The following is a 22,710-nucleotide window of genomic DNA, read 5'->3' as shown; positions in this document are numbered from 1 at the left end:
TTCACTTTAATGAACCTTCCTCTTTGTTTTTATTCTCTTTTTGAAGAGTATTCCAGTACTCTAAAATTTCTGATGTAACGAGAGCGGCAATGTTTTTTTCGGAATTACTACCAGGAATAACGACAGAAATAGCAATTTGTGGATCTTCAGTAGGAGCATATGCAATGAAAAGAGAATGATTTATCATTCTTTCTTGCTCATTTGGAAAACCTGTAATACCTGTTTTACCTGCGACGTCAAAGGGCAACTTTTTAATTTCCTCTATATTTTGACTCATTCCACCTTGCACGACACTCCAAAAGTTCATCGGGTAACGATTTGAACTTTCTAAAATGGGTTTAAACTTTTTTGTTTCCTTACCATCTTGACCAATAATCGCACTTACGATTTGAGGTTTATATTTATCACCTTTACTTGCCAATGTTGCTGCATATTGAGCGAGTTGAAGAGGAGTATGCACTTCATTTCCTCCCCAAGAGGCATTTAATAAAGCAGAAATCCCATTTTCAAATTTATTAGATGGATGGAATTCATATTGTCCGTCTTCTTCAAAGGGCAAATCAATCCCGGTTTTAGAACGTAGGCCGAATTGCATTAAATAATCTGTCCATATATGTGCCACTTTTTCTATATTTCCATTATTTTGGTTGAATAAGGGCAGAGCTACTTTTGCTGTCATAAATGTGTTAGATGAATTAATGATAGCCTGCCTCGGTGTAATCTCACCTGTTGGTGTTCCAGGTGCATTCGTAATGTTATTTTGATTATCATACTGAAAAGTACCTTTATCTAAATAAGTATCTTCGGGTTGAAAAAGTTTTTCGTTTAATCCAATTAAAATAGTAAGTGGTTTTATAGTAGAAGCCATATTTACATAAGATTCACCATACTTTAATTTTTGAATCGCTTTATTTTGCGAAAGAGATTTAATATTTTCTTTTCGAGAAGATACATGTGTATTTAATATATTTGGATCAAAAACTGCCGAGTTGACCATAGTTAAAATCGCGCCAGTTTTTGCATCGCTCACTACAGCATAACCAGCTTTAGCATCAGGTGTTTTCTTAATTTGCGATCTTAATGCTTCTTCTGCCTTTTGCTGCAACTCAGAGTCTAAAGCTAGCCGTACATCTTTTCCTTTTTGTACTTTTTGAATGTTCCATAAGAACTTTTTATTTTTCAATTTAAAAATAAGAGTTTTACCTGGTTTTCCTTTTAAGTCATTTTCATATTGCAGCTCAATCCCGCTTTTTCCAACAGCCATATGCTTTGAATTCAGGGCATTTTCTACATACCCAATTACCTGTGAACCAATTTCGTGTTTAGGATAATATCGAATCCATTCATCTTTAATTATTACATTATTGGGTTTGTTTTTGTTTATAAATGCAAGTTCATTCTCAGTTATGTCAGAGTATAACGGTATACCATTCATAGTCTGCTTTTTACAAGATTGTTGTAATTGAGATTTTATGTTCTCTGTAGAAATATCATGTTGAAACTCGCTTGAAAATTGATTGAAAAAAGCTAATGTGCTTGATGTATCTTGTTTCGATAGCTTTTCATCATTAGAAGTGCAATATAGAGACTTAACTTTCTTATTTGTAGCTAGTATTGCACCATTTTGATCAAAAATCTTTCCTCTTTCAGCTGAAGAAGTTGCGATAGTAATTGAAATGAAGTTGATTTTTAATAAAATTAGTAAAATCAAACCTACAATAGAAAGAACCGCAAAAAATCTCCATCTTTTTGTATGTAACATATAACCCTCCCTTATGTAGCCTACTTCATCTTATATTTAATTATTTTTTTTGTAAATGTGGAACAACTGTATTGTTTAGGTTGTCTATTAAGTATTACAGCATGAAGAAAGGAATAATTAGCATGAAAAATTACTAGCACGTTTATATGTAAGTTTAATAAGAGTCATTATACAGTTTAGCACTTCTAATGCAAGCAGCAAAAAAATAGAGAGAAAACAGGAAGGGAGAGTTATTAATTCCGTAGCTAAACGAAAAGGAATGGATGCTTACAAGGATTAAGCTAAAAATTGAGGCGATATTTATAACCGATTATCGGTATCTAATATAGAAGGAATGCTTTTAGTATTTAAAGCAATTCCTGAAAGGATTAAATGGAGGATTTATGAAAGAACAAAAAGGCAAGAAGCAGAAGACATATATATCTATTCGATTAAATATAATGTTCCTTTGTATATTTGTACTATTCTCAGCTATTATTATGCAGCTAGGAAAAGTACAAATCGTTGAGGGAGAGGCTTATAAGAACCAAGTAGAAAGTAGTCAAAATGCAATAACTAGTATTCCAGTTCCGCGTGGACAAATTTTAGATCGAGAAGGGAAAACAGTCGTTAATAATAAATCTCTTCGCACAATTACGTATACAAGGGTAAAGGGGATTACGAATGAAGATATTTTAAAAACAGCAAAAGACTTGGCGAAAGTACTTGAAATGCCCAAACAAGATATAAATAAATTAACAGATATCGATAAAAAAGATTTTTGGATGCAGTTGAATTCGAAACGTGCGGAGACAAAGATTACTAAGAAAGATATAGAAAAGTTTAAAGAAAAGGGTATAGAGGGAAAAGAGTTAGATAAAAAAATAGAAGACTTAAGAAGAGGTCGTGTTACAGAGGTAGAATTAGCAGAATTAACAGCAGAAGATTTAAAGGTGTTAGCTATTAAAAGTAAAATGAGTTCAGGTTATCAACTAACACCACAAATCATTAAAAAAGATGTAACAGATGAAGAGTATGCGCGGATAAGCGAAAATCTTGCGAATTTTCCAGGAGTAGATGCAACTGTTGATTGGGAACGTAATTATGTAAACGGTAATTTATTTCGTTCTGTATTAGGAAATATTACGAGTAGTGAAGAAGGATTACCGAAAGAAAATTTAGATTCTTATTTAGTACGTGGATATAACCGTAATGATCGTGTTGGAAAAAGTTATATTGAACAACGATATGAAGATGTATTACACGGCACAAAAGAAGAAGTGAAAAATATTACTGATAAATCAGGAAACATTGTTAGCGCAGAAATAATCTCTAAAGGAAAAAGTGGTAATAGTTTAACATTAACGATTGATATGGAATTACAAAAGAAAGTTGAAGAAAGTATAGAGAAAAACTTGAGAGCTTTTAAGAGTTCAGAGCCACTGCTCGATCGAGCTTTTGTTGTCATGACGAATCCAAATAACGGACAAATTTTATCAATGGCAGGCAAAAAGATTGTAGAAAAAGAAGGGAAAATAGAGGTTGAGGATTTGGCATTAGGAAACATGACAACTTCGTATGAGCTAGGGTCAGCTGTAAAAGGTGCTACTTTATTAACTGGATATGAGACAGGGGCAATACATCCAGGAGATCAATTTTATGACGCGCCGATGAAATTTAAAGGTACACAAGCTAAGAAATCGTGGAATGTATCCGGATTTGGTAATATTAATGATTTACGGGCTTTACAAGTATCTTCGAATGTATACATGTTCCAGACAGCATTAAAAATTGCGGGAGTCAATTACGTACCAAATGGCTCATTGGATATTAAACAAGGAGCATTTGATACGATGCGCTATTATTTCAAGCAATTTGGTTTAGGTGTCCCAACAGGTATTGATTTACCGAATGAAATAATTGGACAAACGAGAAAAGTAGATAGTCAACCTGGGTTTTTACTAGATTTTTCTATCGGTCAGTATGATACGTATACGCCGTTGCAATTAGCGCAATATATTTCAACGATTGCGAATGGTGGTTATAGAATGCAACCTCAAATTGTACAAGAAATACGAGAACAATCAATAAAAGAAGAGGTTGGCAAAGTTATACGTTCCATAGAGCCTGTCGTATTAAATCGAATTGATATGAAGAAAGAACATATTGATCGGATAAAAGAAGGGTTTAGATGGGTATTCCAAGAAGGTGATGGAACTGGCGTGAAATATTTCAAAAACACGCCATATAAACCAGCAGGAAAGACAGGAACAGCCCAAACTGTATATGGTGGAGATGACCCGATTGGTAGAAATGCAAAAGGAGAACGTATGGAATGTTACAACTTAACGTTAGTTGGATATGCTCCATATGATAATCCAGAAGTAGCATTTTCCGTAGTAGTTCCATGGCTTCATGATGATAAAAATGGAATTAATTCTATAATCGGAAAGGAAGTATTAGATGTATACTTTGATTTAAAACAGCAACGTATACATGGTGAAGCTACTAGTACAGGTAGTTCTAAGCAAAATTAGAGTACTTTTCTCAGGGAAAGAACCTGTTCATATAAAGCCATTTATAAGTAAAAAATGAAATATGAAATAGGAGATAGAGGCGTCGTAGCTACTATCTCTTATTTTGTTAATAACTCTCATACTAGCTATAATTTTTTTAGTTTATGGAACAAATTTGGTTCGGTGATTGTCTATTATGTGTACGTATAAAAAGGTGCTAAAAATTTGGAAGGAATGATGATTTTGAAAAATAAGAGGATGCTAAAAATAGGAATATGCGTTGGTATATTAGGTTTAAGTATTACAAGCCTAGAAGCTTTTACAGGAGGGGCACTGCAAGTTGAAGCGAAAGAAAAGACTGGACAAGTGAAACATAAAAATCAGGCGACGCATAAAGAGTTCTCTCAACTTGAGAAAAAATTTGATGCTCGAGTAGGTGTATATGCGATTGATACTGGTACAAATCAAACAATTTCTTATCGATCTAACGAAAGATTTGCCTTCGCATCAACCTACAAGGCTTTAGCAGCAGGAGTATTACTACAGCAAAACTCAATTGATACATTAAATGAAGTAATCACCTATACGAAAGAAGACTTAGTGGATTATTCACCTGTTACAGAGAAACATGTAGATACTGGAATGAAACTAGGAGAAATTGCTGAGGCTGCTGTTCGTTCAAGTGATAATACTGCAGGGAACATTTTATTTAATAAAATAGGCGGACCTAAAGGATATGAAAAAGCGCTTAGAAAGATGGGGGATCGGGTTACTATGTCTGATCGCTTTGAAACAGAATTAAACGAAGCTATTCCAGGAGACATTCGTGACACTAGTACAGCGAAAGCAATTGCTACGAATCTTAAAGCTTTTACGGTCGGAAATGCACTTCCAGCTGAAAAACGTAAAATTCTTACAGAGTGGATGAAAGGAAATGCTACAGGAGACAAACTTATTCGTGCAGGCGTACCAACTGACTGGGTAGTTGGAGATAAATCAGGTGCTGGCAGTTACGGGACAAGAAATGATATTGCTATCGTTTGGCCTCCAAATAGAGCACCAATTATCATCGCAATTTTATCTAGTAAAGATGAGAAAGAGGCAACTTATGATAATCAACTCATTGCAGAGGCAACTAAAGTTATAGTTAAGGCTCTTAGGTAATAGTATTTTAGTTTTCGCATTTTTAACATGAAAGTATTAAAAGTATAAAGTTAGAAAACGACTCTTTTCGTGTGATAAGAGTCGTTTTTGTATTCTTATTATTAAAAAGGTAAAAGTAAAAATATAACGAATATATATGACATATCTCATATGAAATTTCATGTACTGTATTATTTTATTAATTTAAATAAATTTCAAGAAAGTATAATATAATTCAGTTAGCATATAGAAGTGTTTGATGAGAATGTAAAGGAGAAAATATGAAAAAGAAGATTAATAGAATTGTAATGATTATTTGTATATTAGTAGGTTTTACAATCTTTTTATATTTACAGAATAATTTAATAAGTATAACTGAGATTAAAATAACCTCTAGTAAAATACCATCCTCTTTTAAAGGGTATAAAATTCTACAAATTTCAGACTTACACAATAAAAAATTTGGTGATAATCAAGATGTGTTAATTCAAAAAATGAAAAGTATAGACCCAGATATTATTGCAATTACGGGTGATTTAATTGACAGTAAATCATACGATGCAGAAGTTAGTATGCAATTAATACGAGAAATGGTAAAGAAGTATCCTGTATATTTTGTGACAGGAAACCATGAACAATGGTCTGGAAAGTATAACAGTTTAGAAAAAGAGTTGAAGAAATATGGTGTCAATGTTTTAAGGAATGAACATGTAGGCATTCGAAAGGGTGAGCAAGAGATAAACTTGCTAGGTATTGATGATCCAGAGTTTGGTACTGGAAACCGTGATGAAGGAAATATTATAATAGATGAAATTAAAAAAGCAAAAATTGAAATGCAGTCAGATAGATATAATGTATTATTATTCCACAGGCCTGAATTTATAAAGGAATATACGAATGAGCGGTTGGATTTGGTTTTATCAGGACATGCTCATGGAGGGCAAGTTAGATTGCCATTTATCGGAGGATTAGTTGCGCCAAATCAAGGTGTTTTACCTAAATATACAGCGGGTTTATATGTAGAACAAAATACATCAATGGTAGTGAGTAGAGGATTAGGAAATAGTATCATTCCGCAAAGGATTTTGAATAGGCCAGAAATTGTAGTCGTGCAGCTAAATTAAGCTGTACGATTTTTTTTATACAAAAATGAGTAAAGGGGCTTTCTGTATTTTGCAGGAGTAAACATTACAATTTTGTTAAAAATTTTCTACGTTACATAAAGTAACAAAATTTGACCCTCAGTGTTTGTTATAGTGTAAATAATCAAAAAACTTAAAATTTGTCGAGTGAAAATTGTGATAAGTAATTCATATAAAAAACTTAAAGGGGTGTACACATGCATAAAGAATATGAAATTGAAGAATACACGGCGATTGAGGAACAAATCCATTATTATTGTAAATGTTTATTAGTAAGTCATCCTGATCAAATAATAAAGTATTTAGAAAAAAGGTTAGAAAAATATGCAGAAACATTACAATATGCACATTTATATCCTGACACAGTTATTTTACCGTTACAGCAATTAGTTATCGAATATTCTTTAGACGTTGCTAGAATTCGGAAGTATATGAATTTAAAAACGTAAAGTGAAATTTATAGTTTAAATGAAACAGAGTCGACTTTAGGAAATGAAATGCTAATGTCGACTCTGTTTCATTGTTTAATATCGGTGATTGAACATACATACTAATCAACGAAGTTTGACATATAATTAAGCAAGAGTAAAATAAAAGTGAGTACTCACTCATTTTTATTGGAAAAGGAGGATGAAACGTGCAACAACCTTCAATTATTTTACGGACTGTATCAAAAAGTTTTGGAAAAAAAGAAGTGTTACACAATCTTTCATTGCAAGTTGAAAAAGCAGAGATTTTTGGTTTTGTTGGACCTTCTGGATCGGGGAAAACAACGCTCATTAAAATGATTGCAGGTATTAATGAGGCAACGAAAGGTGAAGTGCTTGTTAATAATACTAATATGCCTAATTTAAATGAAATGAAACGAATTGGTTATATGGCCCAGGCGGATGCATTATATGAAGAATTGTCAGCATATGAAAATGCAGATTTTATAGCAACGATGTATGGATTAAAGGGAAAAAGTAAAAAGACAAGAATTGCAGAGGTTTTTGAACTTGTACAATTGTCACAGTATATGAAAAAGCAAGTACAACAATTTTCAGGTGGAATGAAAAAACGCTTATCATTAGCAATAGCACTCCTCCATGAACCAGAAATATTAATTTTAGATGAGCCTACAGTGGGGATAGATCCACTTCTTAGGAAAACGATTTGGGAAAAATTTTATCATCTTAAAAAGAAAGGCACAACGATTATTGTAACGACGCACATTATGGATGAAGCTGAATTTTGTGAGCGTCTAGGATTAATTAGAGAAGGGAAACTAGTTGCGGTTGGAACAACTGAAGAATTGAAAAAACGCGTGTCATCTGGACGGATTGAAGATGTCTTTTTGTTGGAAGAGGTGGTGTCATCATGAGAGTTACTGGTGTAATCATTCGTATTATTCGCCAATTTTTTCGAGATAAGCGTTCGTTAGCGATGATGTTTGGGGCACCAATGTTATTACTTTGGCTATTATCGCTAGTGTTTACACAAAAAGACTATATACCGCAAATTGCTGTTGTTGATATGCCCGCTCAAATAGTAAAAGTGATGAAAAATCAAGAAGCGTCAATTTATGAATACAGTAAAGAAAACGCGATTTCTGAGTTAGAAAAACAAAAGGTAGATGCAATACTTCGAATAGAGAATGGAAAAATGAAACTTCTGTTGGAAGGTAGTGATTCGTCAAAAAATCGTGCTGTACTTCAAGTATTGCAAAAAAGCACAGAGAAGAATGATGTATCGATTATGAAACCTGAAGTAAATTTTTTACATGGCTCTAAAGACTTTACGATGTTTGATGGGCTTGGTCCTGTATTAATTGGTTTCTTTACATTTTTCTTTGTATTTATATTATCAGGTGTATCCTTCGTAAGAGAACGTTTAAGTGGTACGCTAGAAAGGTTATTATCCACCCCAATAAGAAGATGGGAAATAGTCGCAGGTTATATTATTGGTTTTGGAATCTTTGCCTTTATACAATCCATAATTATCGTAAGTTTTTCCGTTTATATTTTAGATTTATACGTAGCTGGCTCTATATGGCTAACGCTACTTATTACATGTATGCTCTCTTTAACTGCACTAACATTAGGTACGTTTTTATCGGCATACGCAAATAATGAGTTTCAAATGATTCAATTTATACCGCTTGTTATTGTGCCACAAATCTTCTTTTCTGGATTGTTTCCAATGGAATCTATGAACAAGTGGCTACAAATGTTAGGGAAAGTATTTCCACTCACATACGGCGCTGACGCAATGAGACAAGTGATGATTCGGAATCAAGGGTTTACAGAGATTGCATTAGATCTTACTGTATTATTACTTTTTTCACTATTATTTGCAGTAGGAAATGTATTTGCTTTAAAGAAACATCGCAAAATATAATAATGACAAAAAGGAGCTTTATAAATGCAGAAGGATTGGCTGGAAGAATTAATAGCTGCAACTAATACGGATAAACGAAATGAACGTCAAATGCGAATATTAGAGGCGGCTGTTGATATGTTTGGAGAAAAAGGATACGCTTCAACTTCAACAAGTGAAATTGCAAAACGGGCTGGTGTAGCGGAAGGAACAATCTTCCGCTACTATAAGACGAAAAAAGATTTATTACTAGCGGTCGTAATGCCAACTTTAACTAAGTTCGCTGCACCATTTTTCGTACAAACCTTTGCAAAAGAAATATTTAAATCGGAGTATGAATCATATGAAAGACTTTTAAGGGTTGTAATTCATAATAGGTTTAAATTTGCTCAAAAACACTTTCCTATGATAAAAATATTAATTCAAGAGGTGCCATTCCAACCAGAACTGAAAAATGAAATACAGCAATTAGTAGAAACAGAACTGTTTTCACATTTCAAAAAGTTGATTGTGAAATTTCAAGAAGTAGGGGAAATTATTGAGATACCACCATCTTCCGTACTACGTCTTACTTTATCAGCTGTATTAGGTTTATTATTAACACGATTTTTATTATTGCCTGAAGAAAAATGGAATGATGAAGCGGAAATTGAAAATACCATTCAATTTATATTGTATGGATTAACTCCACGAATGTAAGCGTTGAAATGTGAATTACATACATTACTTTTAAGTAAAAATAAATCGCCTTTAAAAAGGCGATTTATTTTCATTATATATTTTTGATAAATAAGTACTTGTTTACTAAAAACATTCTAAATCAGCGTGTTTCTTTGTCTCTTTTTCTAAGACCTAATAATCCTGCTAGTCCTAATAAACCAAGCCAAGCCCAATTATTATTTCTATCACGATTATCATTTAAATCATTTGTTGTATTAACATTTCGAGTTCTTACATCATTATTAACTCTGTCTAAGTTATTGTCATTTACTCGAGTTGAAATATCAGTGTTATTAACTCTATTCATATTATTTCCATCGTATTCAGCTTGCGCAGATGTACCTAAAAACATAATAGATAGTGCTAAAACACTTAAAATAGATGATAATTTCTTTTTCATAACAATCCCTCCTTTCTTAATCATTAATTTCTCCGAAGCAAGTGTGTATTATTCATTTCACAATATCTAAACCCTCATTAATAAGGCGCACATTTATAGAAAATAGAGTTGAATGATTGTTAATATATCATTGGATATATATTTCTCATAAAAATAAATGAATCAAACTTTGCTTAAAATGTTAATCTTAGTACAATTTATATTATACGGGCTAGCACTAAGGAGGTAATAAGATGCGACAATTTGCAAAACCAACAATCGTCGTAAGTAAATGTTTAGAATTTGATGCTTGTCGTTATAATGGAGAGATGATTCCAGATGTAACAATACGAAATTTGCAGCCATTTGTTACATTTATACCTGTTTGTCCAGAAGTCGAGATTGGATTGGGGACTCCTCGTGAAACGATACGAATTGTAGAAGAAAATGGTGAGAATAGACTTGTGCAACCGTCGACACGAGAAGATGTAACTGAAAAAATGGAGCAGTTTTCAAATGACTTTTTACAAACGATACCGGATGTGGATGGTTTTATTTTAAAGAATCGTTCACCAAGTTGTGGTACGCGTGATGTGAAAATTTATTCTGGTTTTGAAAAAGCGCCAGCAAAGGGAAAAGGATCGGGCTTATTTGGCGGAGCAGTAGTAAAAAAATTTTCGCATCTTCCTATTGAAGAGGAAGGCAGATTGTCGAATTTTATTATTAGAGAGCATTTCTTTACAAGGCTATTTACAATCGCATATTACAAAATGATTAAACATAGTAAAAATATAAAAGACCTTGTATCGTTTCAGTCGGACAATAAATATTTATTTATGGCATATAATCAGGTGAAACAAAAGGAATTAGGACGTATAATTGCAAATCAAAAAAATGAAAAGATTGAAGTGGTATTTGAAAACTATGAGAAGACTTTATATGAATTATTTATGCGTGCGCCCCGTTATACATCGAATGTAAATGTATGCGAGCACATTTTTGGATATTTTAAAACAAAGTTAAAAAAACAAGAAAAAGATCATTTTATAGAACTGTTACAAAAGTATGCAGAAAAGAAAATACCACTTAGTAGTTTACTTACAATTTTAAAATCATGGGCTATTCGATTTGATGAAAAGTATTTATTAAGACAAACATATTTCGAACCATACCCTGAAGCATTAGTAGAAATTTCTGATTCCGGAAAAGGTAGAGATTATTAAACAATAAATTACATAATTCGACACAAAACCTCCTATGTTGTTGTAGAACAATGTAGGAATTTTTTTGTGCATTAGTACAGAATCTGTTTTAAAATTAAGTTATGACAGAATTGTAGCAATTGTCTAACTAATATTCCTGTCTTTTAAGTTGTTATGTTTGTAGTAGAAACTCGCACGCTGTCGAAACTCAATATTCGATAAGGGGTGTGTAGCGGAATGGAATTTACTCTAACTCGCGAAAAACAAATGATTAAAGAAATGGTACGTGACTTTGCTGAAAAGGAAATCGCACCGAAAGCTGTATATTATGACAAAACTGCAGAGTTTCCATATGAAACATTTCAAAAAATGGGCGAACTAGGATTATTAGGCATCCCATTCCCAGAAGAGTATGGAGGTTCAGGTGGTGATACGGTATCGTATGCGTTAGCAGTTGAAGAAATTGGTCGCGCTTGTGGTGGCACCGGTTTAAGCTATGCTGCAACAATTTCATTAGGTGCTTCTCCAATTTATTATTTCGGTACAGAAGAACAAAAACAAAAGTATTTAGTTCCAATGGCATCAGGTAAAACATTAGGTGCCTTCGGATTAACGGAGCCGAATGCTGGATCAGATGCAGGTGGTACTCAAACGAAAGCGGTATTAGATGGTGATGAGTATGTAATCAGTGGTGAGAAGTGTTGGATTACAAACGCAGAGTATGCAAATACAATTATTGTAACCGCTGTCAACGGTGTTGAAGAGAATGGTAGAAAACGTATTTCTGCATTTATCGTGCCTACTACGAGTGAAGGATTAACGATTTCAAGTCCTTACGATAAGATGGGTGTTCGTGCTTCTAATACTTGTGAAATCGTACTTGATGGTGTTCGTGTACCGAAAGAAAATATTCTTGGTGATGTAAATAAAGGTTTTAAACAATTTTTATATACACTTGATGGAGGGCGTATTTCAATCGCAGCATTGGCAGTTGGTATTGCGCAATCAGCCTTTGAACGTGCATTGCAATATGCGAAAGAACGTCAACAATTTGGAAAGTCAATCTCTAATTTCCAAGCGATTCAATTTAAATTAGCTGATATGGCGACTGAAGTAGAATTAGCTCGTAATTTAGTACATAAAGCAGCTTGGTTAAAAGATAACGATAAACCTTTCGGCAAAGAAGCGGCAATGGCAAAACTATTTGCATCGGAAGCGGCAAGCCGTATTGCAAATCAAGCAGTACAGATTCATGGTGGATATGGCTATATGCGTGAATATGAAGTTGAACGACATATTCGTGATGCGAAGCTATTAGAAATTGGTGAAGGAACTTCTGAAATTCAACGTCTCGTAATTGCTAGACATTTAGGATGTAGATAAAAGGGAGGAATCACTATGTTTCAAAAAATATTAATTGCGAATCGCGGGGAAATCGCTGTTCGTATTATGAAAACTTGTCAAAAACTTGGTATTCGCACTGTTGCTATTTATTCTGAAGCAGATGAAAATGCCCTTCATGTGAAAATGGCAAATGAAGCTTACTTAGTAGGTGGACCGCGTGTCCAAGAAAGCTATTTAAACCTTGAAAAAATTATTGAAATAGCTAAGAAGACAAATGCAGAAGCAATTCATCCGGGTTATGGTTTATTATCAGAGAATCCGTCTTTTCCGGTTCGCTGCAAAGAAGAAGGAATCGTATTTATCGGTCCTTCAGAAGAAATCATTACGAAGATGGGAAGTAAAATCGAATCACGTATCGCAATGCAAGCAGCAGATGTCCCAGTAGTCCCAGGTATTACTACAAATATTGAAACTGCTGAAGAAGCAATTGAAATTGCAAAACAAATTGGTTATCCATTAATGCTTAAGGCATCCGCAGGCGGCGGAGGCATTGGTATGCAGTTGATGGAAACTGAGCAAACGCTCACCAAAGCGTTTGAAAGTAATAAAACAAGAGCGCAAAACTTCTTTGGTAACGGAGAAATGTATTTAGAGCGATATATAGCAGATGCGCATCATATTGAAATTCAGCTTTTAGCAGATACACATGGTAACACAGTGTATTTATGGGAGCGTGAATGTTCGGTACAGCGCCGAAATCAAAAAGTAATCGAAGAAGCACCTTCACCATTTTTAGATGAAGGTACACGAAAGGCGATGGGAGAAGTTGCTGTACAAGCTGCAAAAGCACTTGGCTATACAAATGCAGGTACAGTTGAGTTTCTTGTAGATGATCAGAAAAATTTCTATTTCTTAGAAATGAATACGAGATTACAAGTAGAGCATCCAGTGACAGAAGAAATTACGGGATTAGACCTTGTAGAACAGCAACTCCTTATCGCAAGTGGAGAGAAACTATCATTTACTCAGGATGATGTAAAACGTAGTGGTCATGCCATTGAAGCTCGTATTTATGCAGAGGATCCGAAAACATTCTTCCCGTCACCTGGGAAAATTACAGATTTAACATTACCGTCAAATGTACGAATTGATCACTTCTTAGAAAATCATGTAACGATTACACCTTTCTATGATCCAATGATTGCGAAAGTCATTGCACATGGCGAGACTCGTGAAGAAGCAATTTCGAAATTACATGATGCTCTAGAAGAATTAAAAGTAGAAGGTATTAAAACGAATACGCCAATGCTACTGCAAGTTTTGGAAGACGAAGTGTTCAAAGCGGGTATTTATACAACGGGTTTTGTAACGAAACAACTCGTTAAAAAATAAGATTTAACAATATTAAGGGGGAAAAAATGATGACGAAAGTATACGCATCGATGGCAGGAAACGTTTGGAAGATTGTTGTAGGAGTAGGAGATACAGTAGAGGAAGAGCAGGATGTCGTCATTTTAGAATCTATGAAAATGGAAATCCCAATCATTTCAGAAGAAGCCGGCACAGTTATGAAAATTAATGTGCAAGAAGGCGATTTTGTAAATGAAGGAGATGTATTATTAGAAATTGAATAGGGAGATATAGGGGGAAGCGAATTGAAACTACCTAATTTTGCTGTCATTAAAGAAGTAGGACCACGTGATGGTTTACAAAATGAAAAAAAGATTGTTGGCACAAAAGATAAAGTAAAATGGATTCAACTACTTACAGAAGCAGGATTGTCGTATGTTGAAGTTTCCTCATTCGTTCACCCAAAATGGGTCCCAGCATTAGCGGATGCAAATGATGTGTTTTCTGAGCTGAAGAGGGATCCAAATGTTACATATGCTGCGCTTGTTCCGAACCAAAATGGTTTGGAACGAGCTTTTTTGCAAAATGTAGATGAGGTGAATGTTTTTTTATCAGCAAGTGAATCTCATAATAAAAGTAATATTAATAAATCGATTAAAGAAGCGTTAGTTGTAATCGAAGATATAACAAAACAGGCATTATTCGAAGGGAAAAAGGTAAGAGGCTATGTTTCTACTGTATTTGGATGTCCTTATGAAGGGGATATAAGTGTCACAGCAGTTGACGAATTATGTAATCAACTATTTTCATACGGCATTTATGAAGTTTCTCTTGGGGATACAATCGGTGTAGCGAATCCATTACAAGTAGAACAAGTATTAGAACATCTATTAAAGAAGTATGATGCTTCGCAGTTTGCCATGCATTTTCATAATACGTATGGAATGGCTCTAGCAAATGTAGTTAAATCATTAGAATACGGTATTACAACATTTGATAGTTCTTGTGGTGGACTCGGGGGCTGCCCTTATGCACCAGGAGCATCAGGTAATGTTGCTACTGATGACCTAGTACATATGCTCCATAAATTAGGAGTTCAAACGAATATAGACGAAGAAAAGTTATTGCGAGCTAGTCAATTTATTCAAAGTAAGCTAAATATCCAATTACCGAGTCATGTGTATAGAGCGCTTCAACATAAAACGATAAGTAGGTGAGAAGATGCTACAATTACAAAACATTTCAGTTGATTATGTAACACCTCACGTTGTAAAGATTTCGTTATATCGTGAAAGACAAGCAAACTCATTATCTTTAGCGTTATTAGAAGAGTTACAAAACATATTAACTCAAATAAGTGAAGAGTCCAATACGCGTGTAGTTATTCTAACAGGTGCTGGTGAAAAAGCATTTTGTGCTGGTGCTGATTTAAAAGAACGTGCTGGTATGAATGAGGAACAAGTTCGCCATGCTGTTAGTATGATTCGCACGACTATGGAGATGGTTGAACAATTACCACAGCCAGTTATTGCTGCTATAAATGGAATCGCACTTGGTGGTGGTACGGAATTAAGTTTAGCTTGTGATTTTAGAATTGCTGCTGAATCTGCAAGTCTTGGTCTTACTGAAACGACACTTGCAATTATACCAGGAGCGGGTGGTACACAGCGCTTACCGAGATTAATTGGTGTTGGTAGAGCGAAAGAATTAATTTATACAGGTAGACGTATTTCAGCGCAAGAAGCAAAAGAATATGGTTTAGTAGAATTTGTTGTACCAGCTAATTTACTTGAAGAGAAAGCGATTGAAATAGCAGAGAAAATTGCTAGTAATGGACCTATTGCTGTTCGATTAGCAAAAGAGGCAATTTCAAATGGTATTCAAGTTGATTTACATACCGGATTACAAATGGAAAAACAAGCGTATGAAGGTGTAATCCATACGAAAGATAGATTAGAAGGATTACAAGCATTCAAGGAAAAACGCACACCAACGTATAAGGGGGAGTAAATATGTTAGATCAAAAACAACAATCTAATTCATTTGAAGAACGAGTTGAAACGATTAAACAAGGCGGCGCACCAAAGTATCATGAACAAAATAAAGCAAAAGGAAAATTATTTGTTCGAGATCGTTTAGCGCTTCTATTTGATAATGGCGAATATGTAGAAGATGCATTATTTGCTAACTGTGAACAAACAGGCTTACCTGCGGACGGCGTTGTAACGGCAACGGGTAAAATACATGGTCGTACTGCGTGTGTAATGGCCAATGATTCTACTGTAAAAGCTGGATCATGGGGATCACGCACAGTTGAAAAGATTTTACGTATTCAAGAAACAGCTGAAAAACTACGTGTTCCGTTATTTTATTTAGTTGACTCTGCTGGAGCGCGTATTACAGATCAAGTAGAAATGTTCCCAGGACGCCGTGGTGCAGGAAGAATCTTCTATAATCAAGTGAAATTATCAGGTAAAGTTCCTCAAGTATGCTTATTATTTGGACCTTCTGCAGCTGGTGGTGCCTATATTCCAGCCTTTTGCGACGTTGTAATGATGGTAGAAGGAAATGCATCTATGTATTTAGGATCTCCTCGTATGGCTGAGATGGTTATCGGTGAGAAGGTAACTTTAGAAGAGATGGGCGGAGCTCGTATGCATTGCTCTGTATCAGGATGCGGAGATGTTTTATGTAAGACAGAAGAAGATGCGATTACACAAGCAAGACAATACATTTCATATTTTCCAAACAACTACTTAGAAAAGACTCCATTGGTTACACCTCAAGAACCGAAACAATTCGATAAAACGTTAGAACAAATCATTCCAGAAAATCAAAATGCTCCTTTCAATATGAAAGATCTCATTAATAGAGTTATTGATGAAGGTTCATTCTATGAAGTGAAAAAATTATTTGCTCAAGAGCTAATTACAGGCTTAGCACGTATTGATGGTAAGCCAGTTGGTATTATTGCAAATCAGCCGCGTATGAAGGGCGGCGTATTATTCCACGATTCAGCTGATAAAGCTGCTAAGTTTATTAATTTATGCGATGCATATCATATTCCATTAGTATTCCTTGCGGATGTACCAGGATTTATGATTGGTACAAAAGTAGAGCGTGCCGGTATTATTCGCCACGGTGCAAAAATGATTTCTGCAATGAGTGAAGCAACTGTACCGAAGATTTCTATCGTTGTTCGTAAAGCATATGGCGCTGGTTTATATGCGATGGCAGGTCCAGCATTTGAACCAGATTGCTGTCTGGCATTACCGACAGCCTCTATTGCGGTAATGGGTCCAGAAGCTGCGGTTAATGCTGTATATGCAAATAAAATTGCAGCTTTACCAGAAGAAGAGCGTGCTAGCTTCATTGCTGAAAAACGTGAAGAGTATAAGAAAGATATTGATATTTATCATTTAGCATCAGAGATGGTGATTGATGGTATTGTTCATCCAAACAATTTACGTGAAGAGTTAAAAGGACGTTTCGAAATGTATATGAGTAAATATCAAGTATTCACAGATCGTAAACATCCTGTATATCCAGTTTAAAAGCCCTATTTAGGGCTTTCTTGCTCAAAAAGTTAAGGAGGGGAAAACATTGAAACAAGCAGTTTGGTTTCCAACAGAAGAGTACAAGGAAAAAACACGTTTATATGGTTGGATGAAATCATTGGGATATGAAGACTATGAAACTTTTTATAATAAATCTATTGAGGAAACAGCTTGGTTTTGGGGAGAGGCAGAAAAAGCAGTAGGCTATCAATGGATGAAACCTTATACAGAAGTGTTAGACTTAGAAAATGGTACACCGTTTGCACAGTGGTATAATGGCGGAACATGTAACGTTGTAGAATCAGCTTTATCTCGCTGGCTTGCGGATGAAGAGACGAGAATACAGCCAGCACTTCAGTACGAAGGGGAAAATGGAACTTCAAAATCATTTACATATGAAGAGCTTGACAACTGGGTAAGCCGTGTTGCAAATGGTTTGAAACACGCGGGTATTGAAAAAGGTGATCGTGTAACAATTTATATGCCGATGATTCCAGAAACAGTTGTTGCGATGCTAGCTGTAATGAAAATCGGAGCAATTATTTCACCAATATTCTCAGGCTTTGCGTCTGATGCAGTCATGACACGTGTGCAAGCGGCAGGTTCAAAAATGATTATTACCGCAGATGGATTTTCACGCCGCGGTAAAATTGTTTCTTTAAAAGATGAAGTAGATAAAGCTTGTGAACATTGCCCAACTGTTGAAAAAGTTGTTATCGTTCGTCATGCAGGAAATGATTTTACACCACATAACTATGATTTTTCGTGGAGTACGCTAGAAAAAGAAAAACCATTCATACATGCCGAGGAAATGCAAAGTGATGATCCATTAATGCTCATTTATACATCAGGAACGACTGGTAAGCCGAAAGGAACAGTACACACGCATGCAGGATTTCCTTTGAAAGCAGCTTTTGATGCAGGATTTGGAATGAATATTAAACAAGGTGATCGTGTATTATGGGTAACTGATATGGGCTGGATGATGGGGCCGTTTCTATTATTCGGTTCACTCATTAATGGAGCAACGATGGTTATGTACGAAGGTGTTCCAGACTTCCCAGAAGCAGACCGGTTATGGGAGACAGTTGATAAATATGAGATTACTCATCTAGGTATTTCGCCAACGTTAATCCGAGCATTGATGGCAAAAGGTGATGAGTATGTCAATAAACATTCTTTAAAGAGTTTGGAAGTATTCGCATCAACAGGAGAACCTTGGAATCCTGATCCATGGATGTGGCTGTTTGAAACAGTTGGAAAAGGAAATGTCCCAATCTGTAACTACTCAGGTGGAACTGAAATCTCTGGTGGGATTTTCGGTAATGTTCTTATTAAGCCAATAGCACCGATTAGTTTTAACGCATCTTTACCAGGAATGGCAGCTGTCGTACTGGATGATCAAGGTAAACCAATTCGAGATGAAGTCGGAGAATTATGCTTAGAGAAACCTTGGGTAGGTATGACGAAAAGCTTCTGGGAAGATGATGAACGTTACGTAAACACATATTGGTCGCGTTTTGAAAATAAATGGGTCCACGGTGACTGGGTCATTTACGATGGTGAACAATATATCATCACAGGGCGTTCAGACGATACGTTAAATATTGCAGGTAAACGTATTGGACCTGCTGAATATGAATCTATTCTTGTGAAACATAACGATGTAATCGAAGCTGCTGCAATTGGTGTACCTGACGAAGTAAAAGGTGAAGTTTGTCATTGTTTTGTAGTGTTAAGAGACCATGTAACATTCACAGGAGAATTAAAGAAAGAATTAATGAGTTTAGTAAACTCTCATATTGGAAAAGCGTTGTGTCCTAAAGACATCCACGTTGTAGAAGATTTACCGAAAACACGTAATTCTAAAGTAATGCGCCGTGTTATTAAAGCAGCTTACTTAGGAAAAGAATTAGGTGATTTATCATCGCTTGTAAATCCTGAAGTAGTTCCGTTTATTCAGGGGTTACAGTCTAGTAAATTATAAAATTAGAAAGGAGCTCTATATAAATAGAGCTCCTTTTTTATGTTTATAAAAAGAGAAGAAGTGAAGTTGATGAAGAAGAAAAATTTTACTATTAGTGTTAGGTATGTCTGTTTTATAATTTTTATTAAAATACGATACTGTGGCATCTTTATTCATTAGAGTAATTAAATTTTGTTAAGGATGAAATTCAATAAAAGCGTTATTTTAATAGATTGTTACAAAATTTAATTTGAAAGGCACATCCAAATGATAAAAAAAGAGCACTATAAATCAGTGCTCTTTTTATTAGAAATTGCCTAGTTCTTAAAAATAAAATTATTACGGACAATTCACAATGGTAATAATGACGCTAGCCATTGTTCCAGGAGAATCAAGAAGTGAAGCAGTAACGGTTACTGTTCCAGGCCCATTAGCGGCTAGAAATACAGCGGTAAAGTTACCTGAGGCATTGGTAATGACAGCAAGAGGAACCATGAAAGCAAGAGATGGGTTACTAAATGAAAAACTGACCACTACCCCTGGAGTAGGACTACCGTTTACTAATACTTGACCCGAAAAAAATAAAGTATTATTTCCTTGAGTGGATACACATGCTGTGGTTTCGTTAGAAGTCAAGGTAATAGATGCAGGTCCAGCAGGAAGATTAAATCCAGTTGGCCCAGTTGGCCCAGTTGGCCCAGTTGATCCGGTTGATCCGGTTGGTCCGGTTGATCCAGTTGATCCAGTTGATCCGGTTGATCCAGTTGGTCCGGTTGATCCAGTTGATCCGGTTGGTCCGGTTGATCCAGTTGATCCGGTTGGTCCGGTTGATCCAGTTGGTCCGGTTAATCCGGTTGGCCCAGTCGGTCCAGTTGATCCGGTTAATCCAGTAGCTCCTGTAGAACCGGTGGGACCGGTAGGGAATTGAAAAGGTTGAACAGGTGGAAGTGTAGGTCCAATAGAACCCGGATTAAGTGCAGCAAAAGATAAAAACTCGTCCATTATTTATCACCTCTAAAAATCGTATTACTAATAGTAAATGTAATGATAGAGCAAAGTGAAACAGACAAGCGGTTTTATTTTAACAAATTAAACAAAGTAGTTATATGATAGAAAGAGAGATTAGTATGATTCCTTTAGAAATTAAATATAAAAAGGCGATTATCTTCAAATCGCCTTTTAGGTAATGCCGTGTAATTTTATTCAGTTATTTGAAATATAGTTTCATTCGGTTTGGAAAATCCATACAGTTTCCTTGCGAATTTTAAAATTTCTTCTTCACTACTTGTTAAAGCCTTGACATCCTTGTTAAGGGAATGACCATCCTTCTTTACAGAAGATAATTTTTGTTGTTCCGTATTAAGTGTGATTTGTTTTTCTTTAATCATTTCTTGTTGGTTATTCAGAGAATATTGAAGGACAAAAATTATAGGTAATATAAAAGCCAAAGTAGTTATAATACGGCGTCTTGTTTTTTTAATACTACCTTGTTGGGTATTAGGATTCACTTGCTGTGAGGGTATATTAGGATTTGATTGGTGTGATGATACTTTTGGGATGTTTCCCATTAAAATGCCTCCATTACTGATTGTCGAATTTAAACCGTTTAATAGTATTATAAATGTTCAATAAGGATTTTAGAAGATATTTTAATATAGGTGAGTTTTGTAAAGTTTAAACAAAATCTTTATTTAAATAAAAGAAACCCCGCTTGTCTCTCGGGTTTCTGAAGGCAATGAAAGTACTCGACTAATTAAAGATTCCATGAATTTTTTGGTGAAAATACTGGTGAATTCGTCTGAATTAATGAGGGCATCTAAAGCTTTATACGTACGTGAAGTAATATTTATAAGAGTTAGCTTGTTTTTTCTTAATAGCCCACCTAATCAGTAAATACATATGTCTGTTGAAATCTTTACGTGTTCATTGATAAAAAGCTGACTATATTCAGTCAGCTTTTTGTATAATACATTCTAGTATTTATCGGTTCCAAAAGACATATTCTTTCCTTTACGTTGACATTAAAAATATTACCAATTTTTTCTTTTACAATGGCAACAAATAAAGAAACATTTACAACGACACTTATTTCGTTTAGAACTCCAATCATCATCACGATGACACTTTTCTTTAGATTTCCACCAATCATCATTACAATGTTTTTCCTGAGAACTCCAATCGTCATCACAATGACACTTTTCTTTAGATTTCCACCAATCATCATTACAATGCTTTTTCTGAGAACTCCAATTATCATCACAATGATGCTTTTCTTTAGATTTCCACCAATCATCACAACAATGCTTTTTCTGAGAACTCCAGCAATCATTTTTCCAGGACATTTATTTCTACCTCCTTTCAATAGTGTTCATATTATTCTATGTTTTAATAAAAAAATGGCTTGTTTATTAACCTACTATTTTATCTTTATATGATAGAGTGTCTTCTACTCGATATAGAATTCATACAAACTATGCTAATTTTTAAGAGAAAGTGGAGAGAACTACTACTAGTTATGTTATTTTTCAATAAACACTTGTTGAAGAAAATGTTCTGATTACAAATAATATCTTATTTTCGAGTATGCTTTTTAAATGTATATTTCACAATGAAAAATGGGAAATCCACAAATAAAGTCTATGTATATGTGAGTTAATGGGAAAATCTAGTGTGTTTTTAAGGGGCGTCTTATTTAAAAGAAAAAAGGTTTGTTTTAGAAAGTGGTGTCTAAACATTAAATGGAGTAGGACTAAATTCACGGCCGCTCATTAAAAAGCTTTTAATTAGGAGAAGTCTGTTTTTATAATGAATAATGAAAAGAAAGTTTGGTACAATTGTTTGTTTTTTTCTTTTTATGTGTTTGCCTCGTACCCTTTTAAGCTAGTGGACATACTTTACTAATAGAAAGGATTAGGGGGTGAGGTATTGGGTTCTCGATTTAATAATTGTAAAAAGAAGTGTACATGTAAACAAGATGATTGTTGGGAAGTATTCGAAGAGTGTAAAAAAGAACAGCATGAGAAATGTGATAATTCTTGTGTACAAGGAATTAGAGATGAACTTAAGAAATTAATTAATCGAACAGTTCAAATTAATACAGAGGGACGTACTTATGTAGGTACTGTTTCGTCTGTAAGTTGTGATGTAGTTAGGCTTGCGGCTATTCCTGGATCGGTTGGAGTAATTATTTCCATTTGCAAAATTGAAGCAATTTTCCCACCGGTTACAACGGTTACTGCTGACTTTGATTTTAATGGTATTGATGTAGCAAACAAAGCATAATTATGCTGCT

At 34.8% G+C, this 22,710-nt stretch carries 22 protein-coding genes and 1 pseudogene; 18 read left to right on the top strand and 5 right to left on the bottom strand.

Annotated features, from left to right (window positions below):
- Position 1: 1 nt before the first annotated feature.
- Positions 2-1,762 carry a peptidoglycan D,D-transpeptidase FtsI family protein gene (locus ACZDYH_RS23860; protein WP_474887328.1) on the bottom strand — a complete coding sequence of 587 codons (1,761 nt, stop codon included), beginning with the start codon at positions 1,760-1,762 and terminating at the stop codon, positions 2-4.
- Between the two features lie 383 nt (positions 1,763-2,145).
- On the opposite strand from ACZDYH_RS23860, the gene ACZDYH_RS23855 reads away from it, so the two are divergent.
- The 7 genes from ACZDYH_RS23855 to ACZDYH_RS23825 all read left to right on the top strand — a co-directional run bounded on the left by ACZDYH_RS23855 (position 2,146) and on the right by ACZDYH_RS23825 (position 9,599).
- Positions 2,146-4,278 carry a peptidoglycan D,D-transpeptidase FtsI family protein gene (locus tag ACZDYH_RS23855; protein WP_474887326.1) on the top strand — a complete coding sequence of 711 codons (2,133 nt, stop codon included), beginning with the start codon at positions 2,146-2,148 and terminating at the stop codon, positions 4,276-4,278.
- A gap of 216 nt (positions 4,279-4,494) precedes the next feature.
- Positions 4,495-5,421 (top strand): class A beta-lactamase Bla1, encoded by a 927-nt coding sequence (gene bla, locus ACZDYH_RS23850; RefSeq protein ID WP_069604110.1) that lies wholly within the window; start codon positions 4,495-4,497, stop codon positions 5,419-5,421.
- Positions 5,422-5,681: 260 nt separating this feature from the next.
- A complete protein-coding gene (locus ACZDYH_RS23845; RefSeq protein WP_474887324.1) occupies positions 5,682-6,524 on the top strand; it encodes a metallophosphoesterase in 843 nt (280 codons plus the stop codon).
- A 215-nt stretch (positions 6,525-6,739) separates the two neighbouring features.
- Positions 6,740-6,991, top strand: a complete 252-nt coding sequence (locus tag ACZDYH_RS23840; RefSeq protein ID WP_000548621.1) for a hypothetical protein — start codon at positions 6,740-6,742, stop codon at positions 6,989-6,991.
- 188 nt (positions 6,992-7,179) lie between these two features.
- Positions 7,180-7,905 carry an ABC transporter ATP-binding protein gene (locus ACZDYH_RS23835; protein WP_474887321.1) on the top strand — a complete coding sequence of 242 codons (726 nt, stop codon included), beginning with the start codon at positions 7,180-7,182 and terminating at the stop codon, positions 7,903-7,905.
- Positions 7,902-8,921: an ABC transporter permease gene (locus tag ACZDYH_RS23830; protein ID WP_086412089.1), complete on the top strand. Its 1,020-nt coding sequence runs from the start codon at positions 7,902-7,904 to the stop codon at positions 8,919-8,921. The genes ACZDYH_RS23835 and ACZDYH_RS23830 overlap by 4 nt, the downstream gene beginning before the upstream one ends.
- A 24-nt stretch (positions 8,922-8,945) precedes the next feature.
- Positions 8,946-9,599: a TetR/AcrR family transcriptional regulator gene (locus ACZDYH_RS23825; protein WP_086412090.1), complete on the top strand. Its 654-nt coding sequence runs from the start codon at positions 8,946-8,948 to the stop codon at positions 9,597-9,599.
- A 121-nt stretch (positions 9,600-9,720) separates the two neighbouring features.
- Here the strand turns inward: ACZDYH_RS23825 and ACZDYH_RS23820 are convergent, their stop codons facing one another.
- Positions 9,721-10,020, bottom strand: a complete 300-nt coding sequence (locus ACZDYH_RS23820) for a WGxxGxxG family protein (protein ID WP_049107879.1) — start codon at positions 10,018-10,020, stop codon at positions 9,721-9,723.
- Between the two features lie 233 nt (positions 10,021-10,253).
- Between ACZDYH_RS23820 and ACZDYH_RS23815 the strand changes: the two genes are divergently transcribed.
- From ACZDYH_RS23815 to ACZDYH_RS23770, 10 genes are all read left to right on the top strand, one after another.
- Positions 10,254-11,222 carry a YbgA family protein gene (locus tag ACZDYH_RS23815; protein WP_044306560.1) on the top strand — a complete coding sequence of 323 codons (969 nt, stop codon included), beginning with the start codon at positions 10,254-10,256 and terminating at the stop codon, positions 11,220-11,222.
- A gap of 216 nt (positions 11,223-11,438) precedes the next feature.
- Positions 11,439-12,584: an acyl-CoA dehydrogenase gene (locus ACZDYH_RS23810; protein WP_000397282.1), complete on the top strand. Its 1,146-nt coding sequence runs from the start codon at positions 11,439-11,441 to the stop codon at positions 12,582-12,584.
- Between the two features lie 15 nt (positions 12,585-12,599).
- On the top strand, positions 12,600-13,937 hold the full coding sequence (locus tag ACZDYH_RS23805; protein ID WP_016098542.1) for an acetyl-CoA carboxylase biotin carboxylase subunit: 1,338 nt from the start codon (positions 12,600-12,602) through the stop codon (positions 13,935-13,937).
- A gap of 26 nt (positions 13,938-13,963) precedes the next feature.
- Entirely contained in the window at positions 13,964-14,179 is a 216-nt protein-coding gene (locus ACZDYH_RS23800; RefSeq protein ID WP_001987345.1) for an acetyl-CoA carboxylase biotin carboxyl carrier protein subunit, read from the top strand.
- 21 nt (positions 14,180-14,200) lie between these two features.
- Positions 14,201-15,112 carry a hydroxymethylglutaryl-CoA lyase gene (mvaB, locus tag ACZDYH_RS23795; RefSeq protein WP_000775436.1) on the top strand — a complete coding sequence of 304 codons (912 nt, stop codon included), beginning with the start codon at positions 14,201-14,203 and terminating at the stop codon, positions 15,110-15,112.
- A 4-nt stretch (positions 15,113-15,116) separates the two neighbouring features.
- Entirely contained in the window at positions 15,117-15,905 is a 789-nt protein-coding gene (locus ACZDYH_RS23790; protein ID WP_000939818.1) for an enoyl-CoA hydratase, read from the top strand.
- A 2-nt stretch (positions 15,906-15,907) separates the two neighbouring features.
- Positions 15,908-17,449 (top strand): acyl-CoA carboxylase subunit beta, encoded by a 1,542-nt coding sequence (locus ACZDYH_RS23785; protein ID WP_474887316.1) that lies wholly within the window; start codon positions 15,908-15,910, stop codon positions 17,447-17,449.
- A gap of 49 nt (positions 17,450-17,498) precedes the next feature.
- Entirely contained in the window at positions 17,499-19,439 is a 1,941-nt protein-coding gene (locus tag ACZDYH_RS23780; protein ID WP_000806481.1) for an AMP-binding protein, read from the top strand.
- 334 nt (positions 19,440-19,773) lie between these two features.
- Positions 19,774-19,989: a hypothetical protein gene (locus tag ACZDYH_RS23775; RefSeq protein WP_000236251.1), complete on the top strand. Its 216-nt coding sequence runs from the start codon at positions 19,774-19,776 to the stop codon at positions 19,987-19,989.
- A gap of 45 nt (positions 19,990-20,034) precedes the next feature.
- A complete protein-coding gene (locus tag ACZDYH_RS23770) occupies positions 20,035-20,346 on the top strand; it encodes a hypothetical protein (protein ID WP_474887314.1) in 312 nt (103 codons plus the stop codon).
- A gap of 17 nt (positions 20,347-20,363) precedes the next feature.
- Here the strand turns inward: ACZDYH_RS23770 and ACZDYH_RS23765 are convergent.
- The 3 genes and pseudogenes from ACZDYH_RS23765 to ACZDYH_RS23755 form a co-directional block, all read right to left on the bottom strand.
- Positions 20,364-20,420: pseudogene (locus ACZDYH_RS23765) on the bottom strand (exosporium leader peptide-containing protein); the annotation flags it as partial.
- 197 nt (positions 20,421-20,617) lie between these two features.
- The gene (locus tag ACZDYH_RS23760) at positions 20,618-20,986 is read right to left on the bottom strand and encodes an FtsB family cell division protein (RefSeq protein WP_000526886.1); all 369 of its coding nucleotides are present in this window, start codon (positions 20,984-20,986) and stop codon (positions 20,618-20,620) included.
- A gap of 383 nt (positions 20,987-21,369) precedes the next feature.
- Positions 21,370-21,780: a hypothetical protein gene (locus tag ACZDYH_RS23755; protein WP_175056335.1), complete on the bottom strand. Its 411-nt coding sequence runs from the start codon at positions 21,778-21,780 to the stop codon at positions 21,370-21,372.
- 563 nt (positions 21,781-22,343) lie between these two features.
- Here ACZDYH_RS23755 and ACZDYH_RS23750 point away from each other — a divergent pair.
- Positions 22,344-22,700, top strand: a complete 357-nt coding sequence (locus ACZDYH_RS23750; RefSeq protein ID WP_000535577.1) for a hypothetical protein — start codon at positions 22,344-22,346, stop codon at positions 22,698-22,700.
- Positions 22,701-22,710 lie beyond the last annotated feature (10 nt).

The sequence above is a fragment of the Bacillus sp. EB V-12 genome (assembly GCF_056158125.1).
The sequence above is the reverse complement of the archived record's forward strand: the minus strand, read 5'-3'. Positions and strand labels throughout refer to the sequence as shown.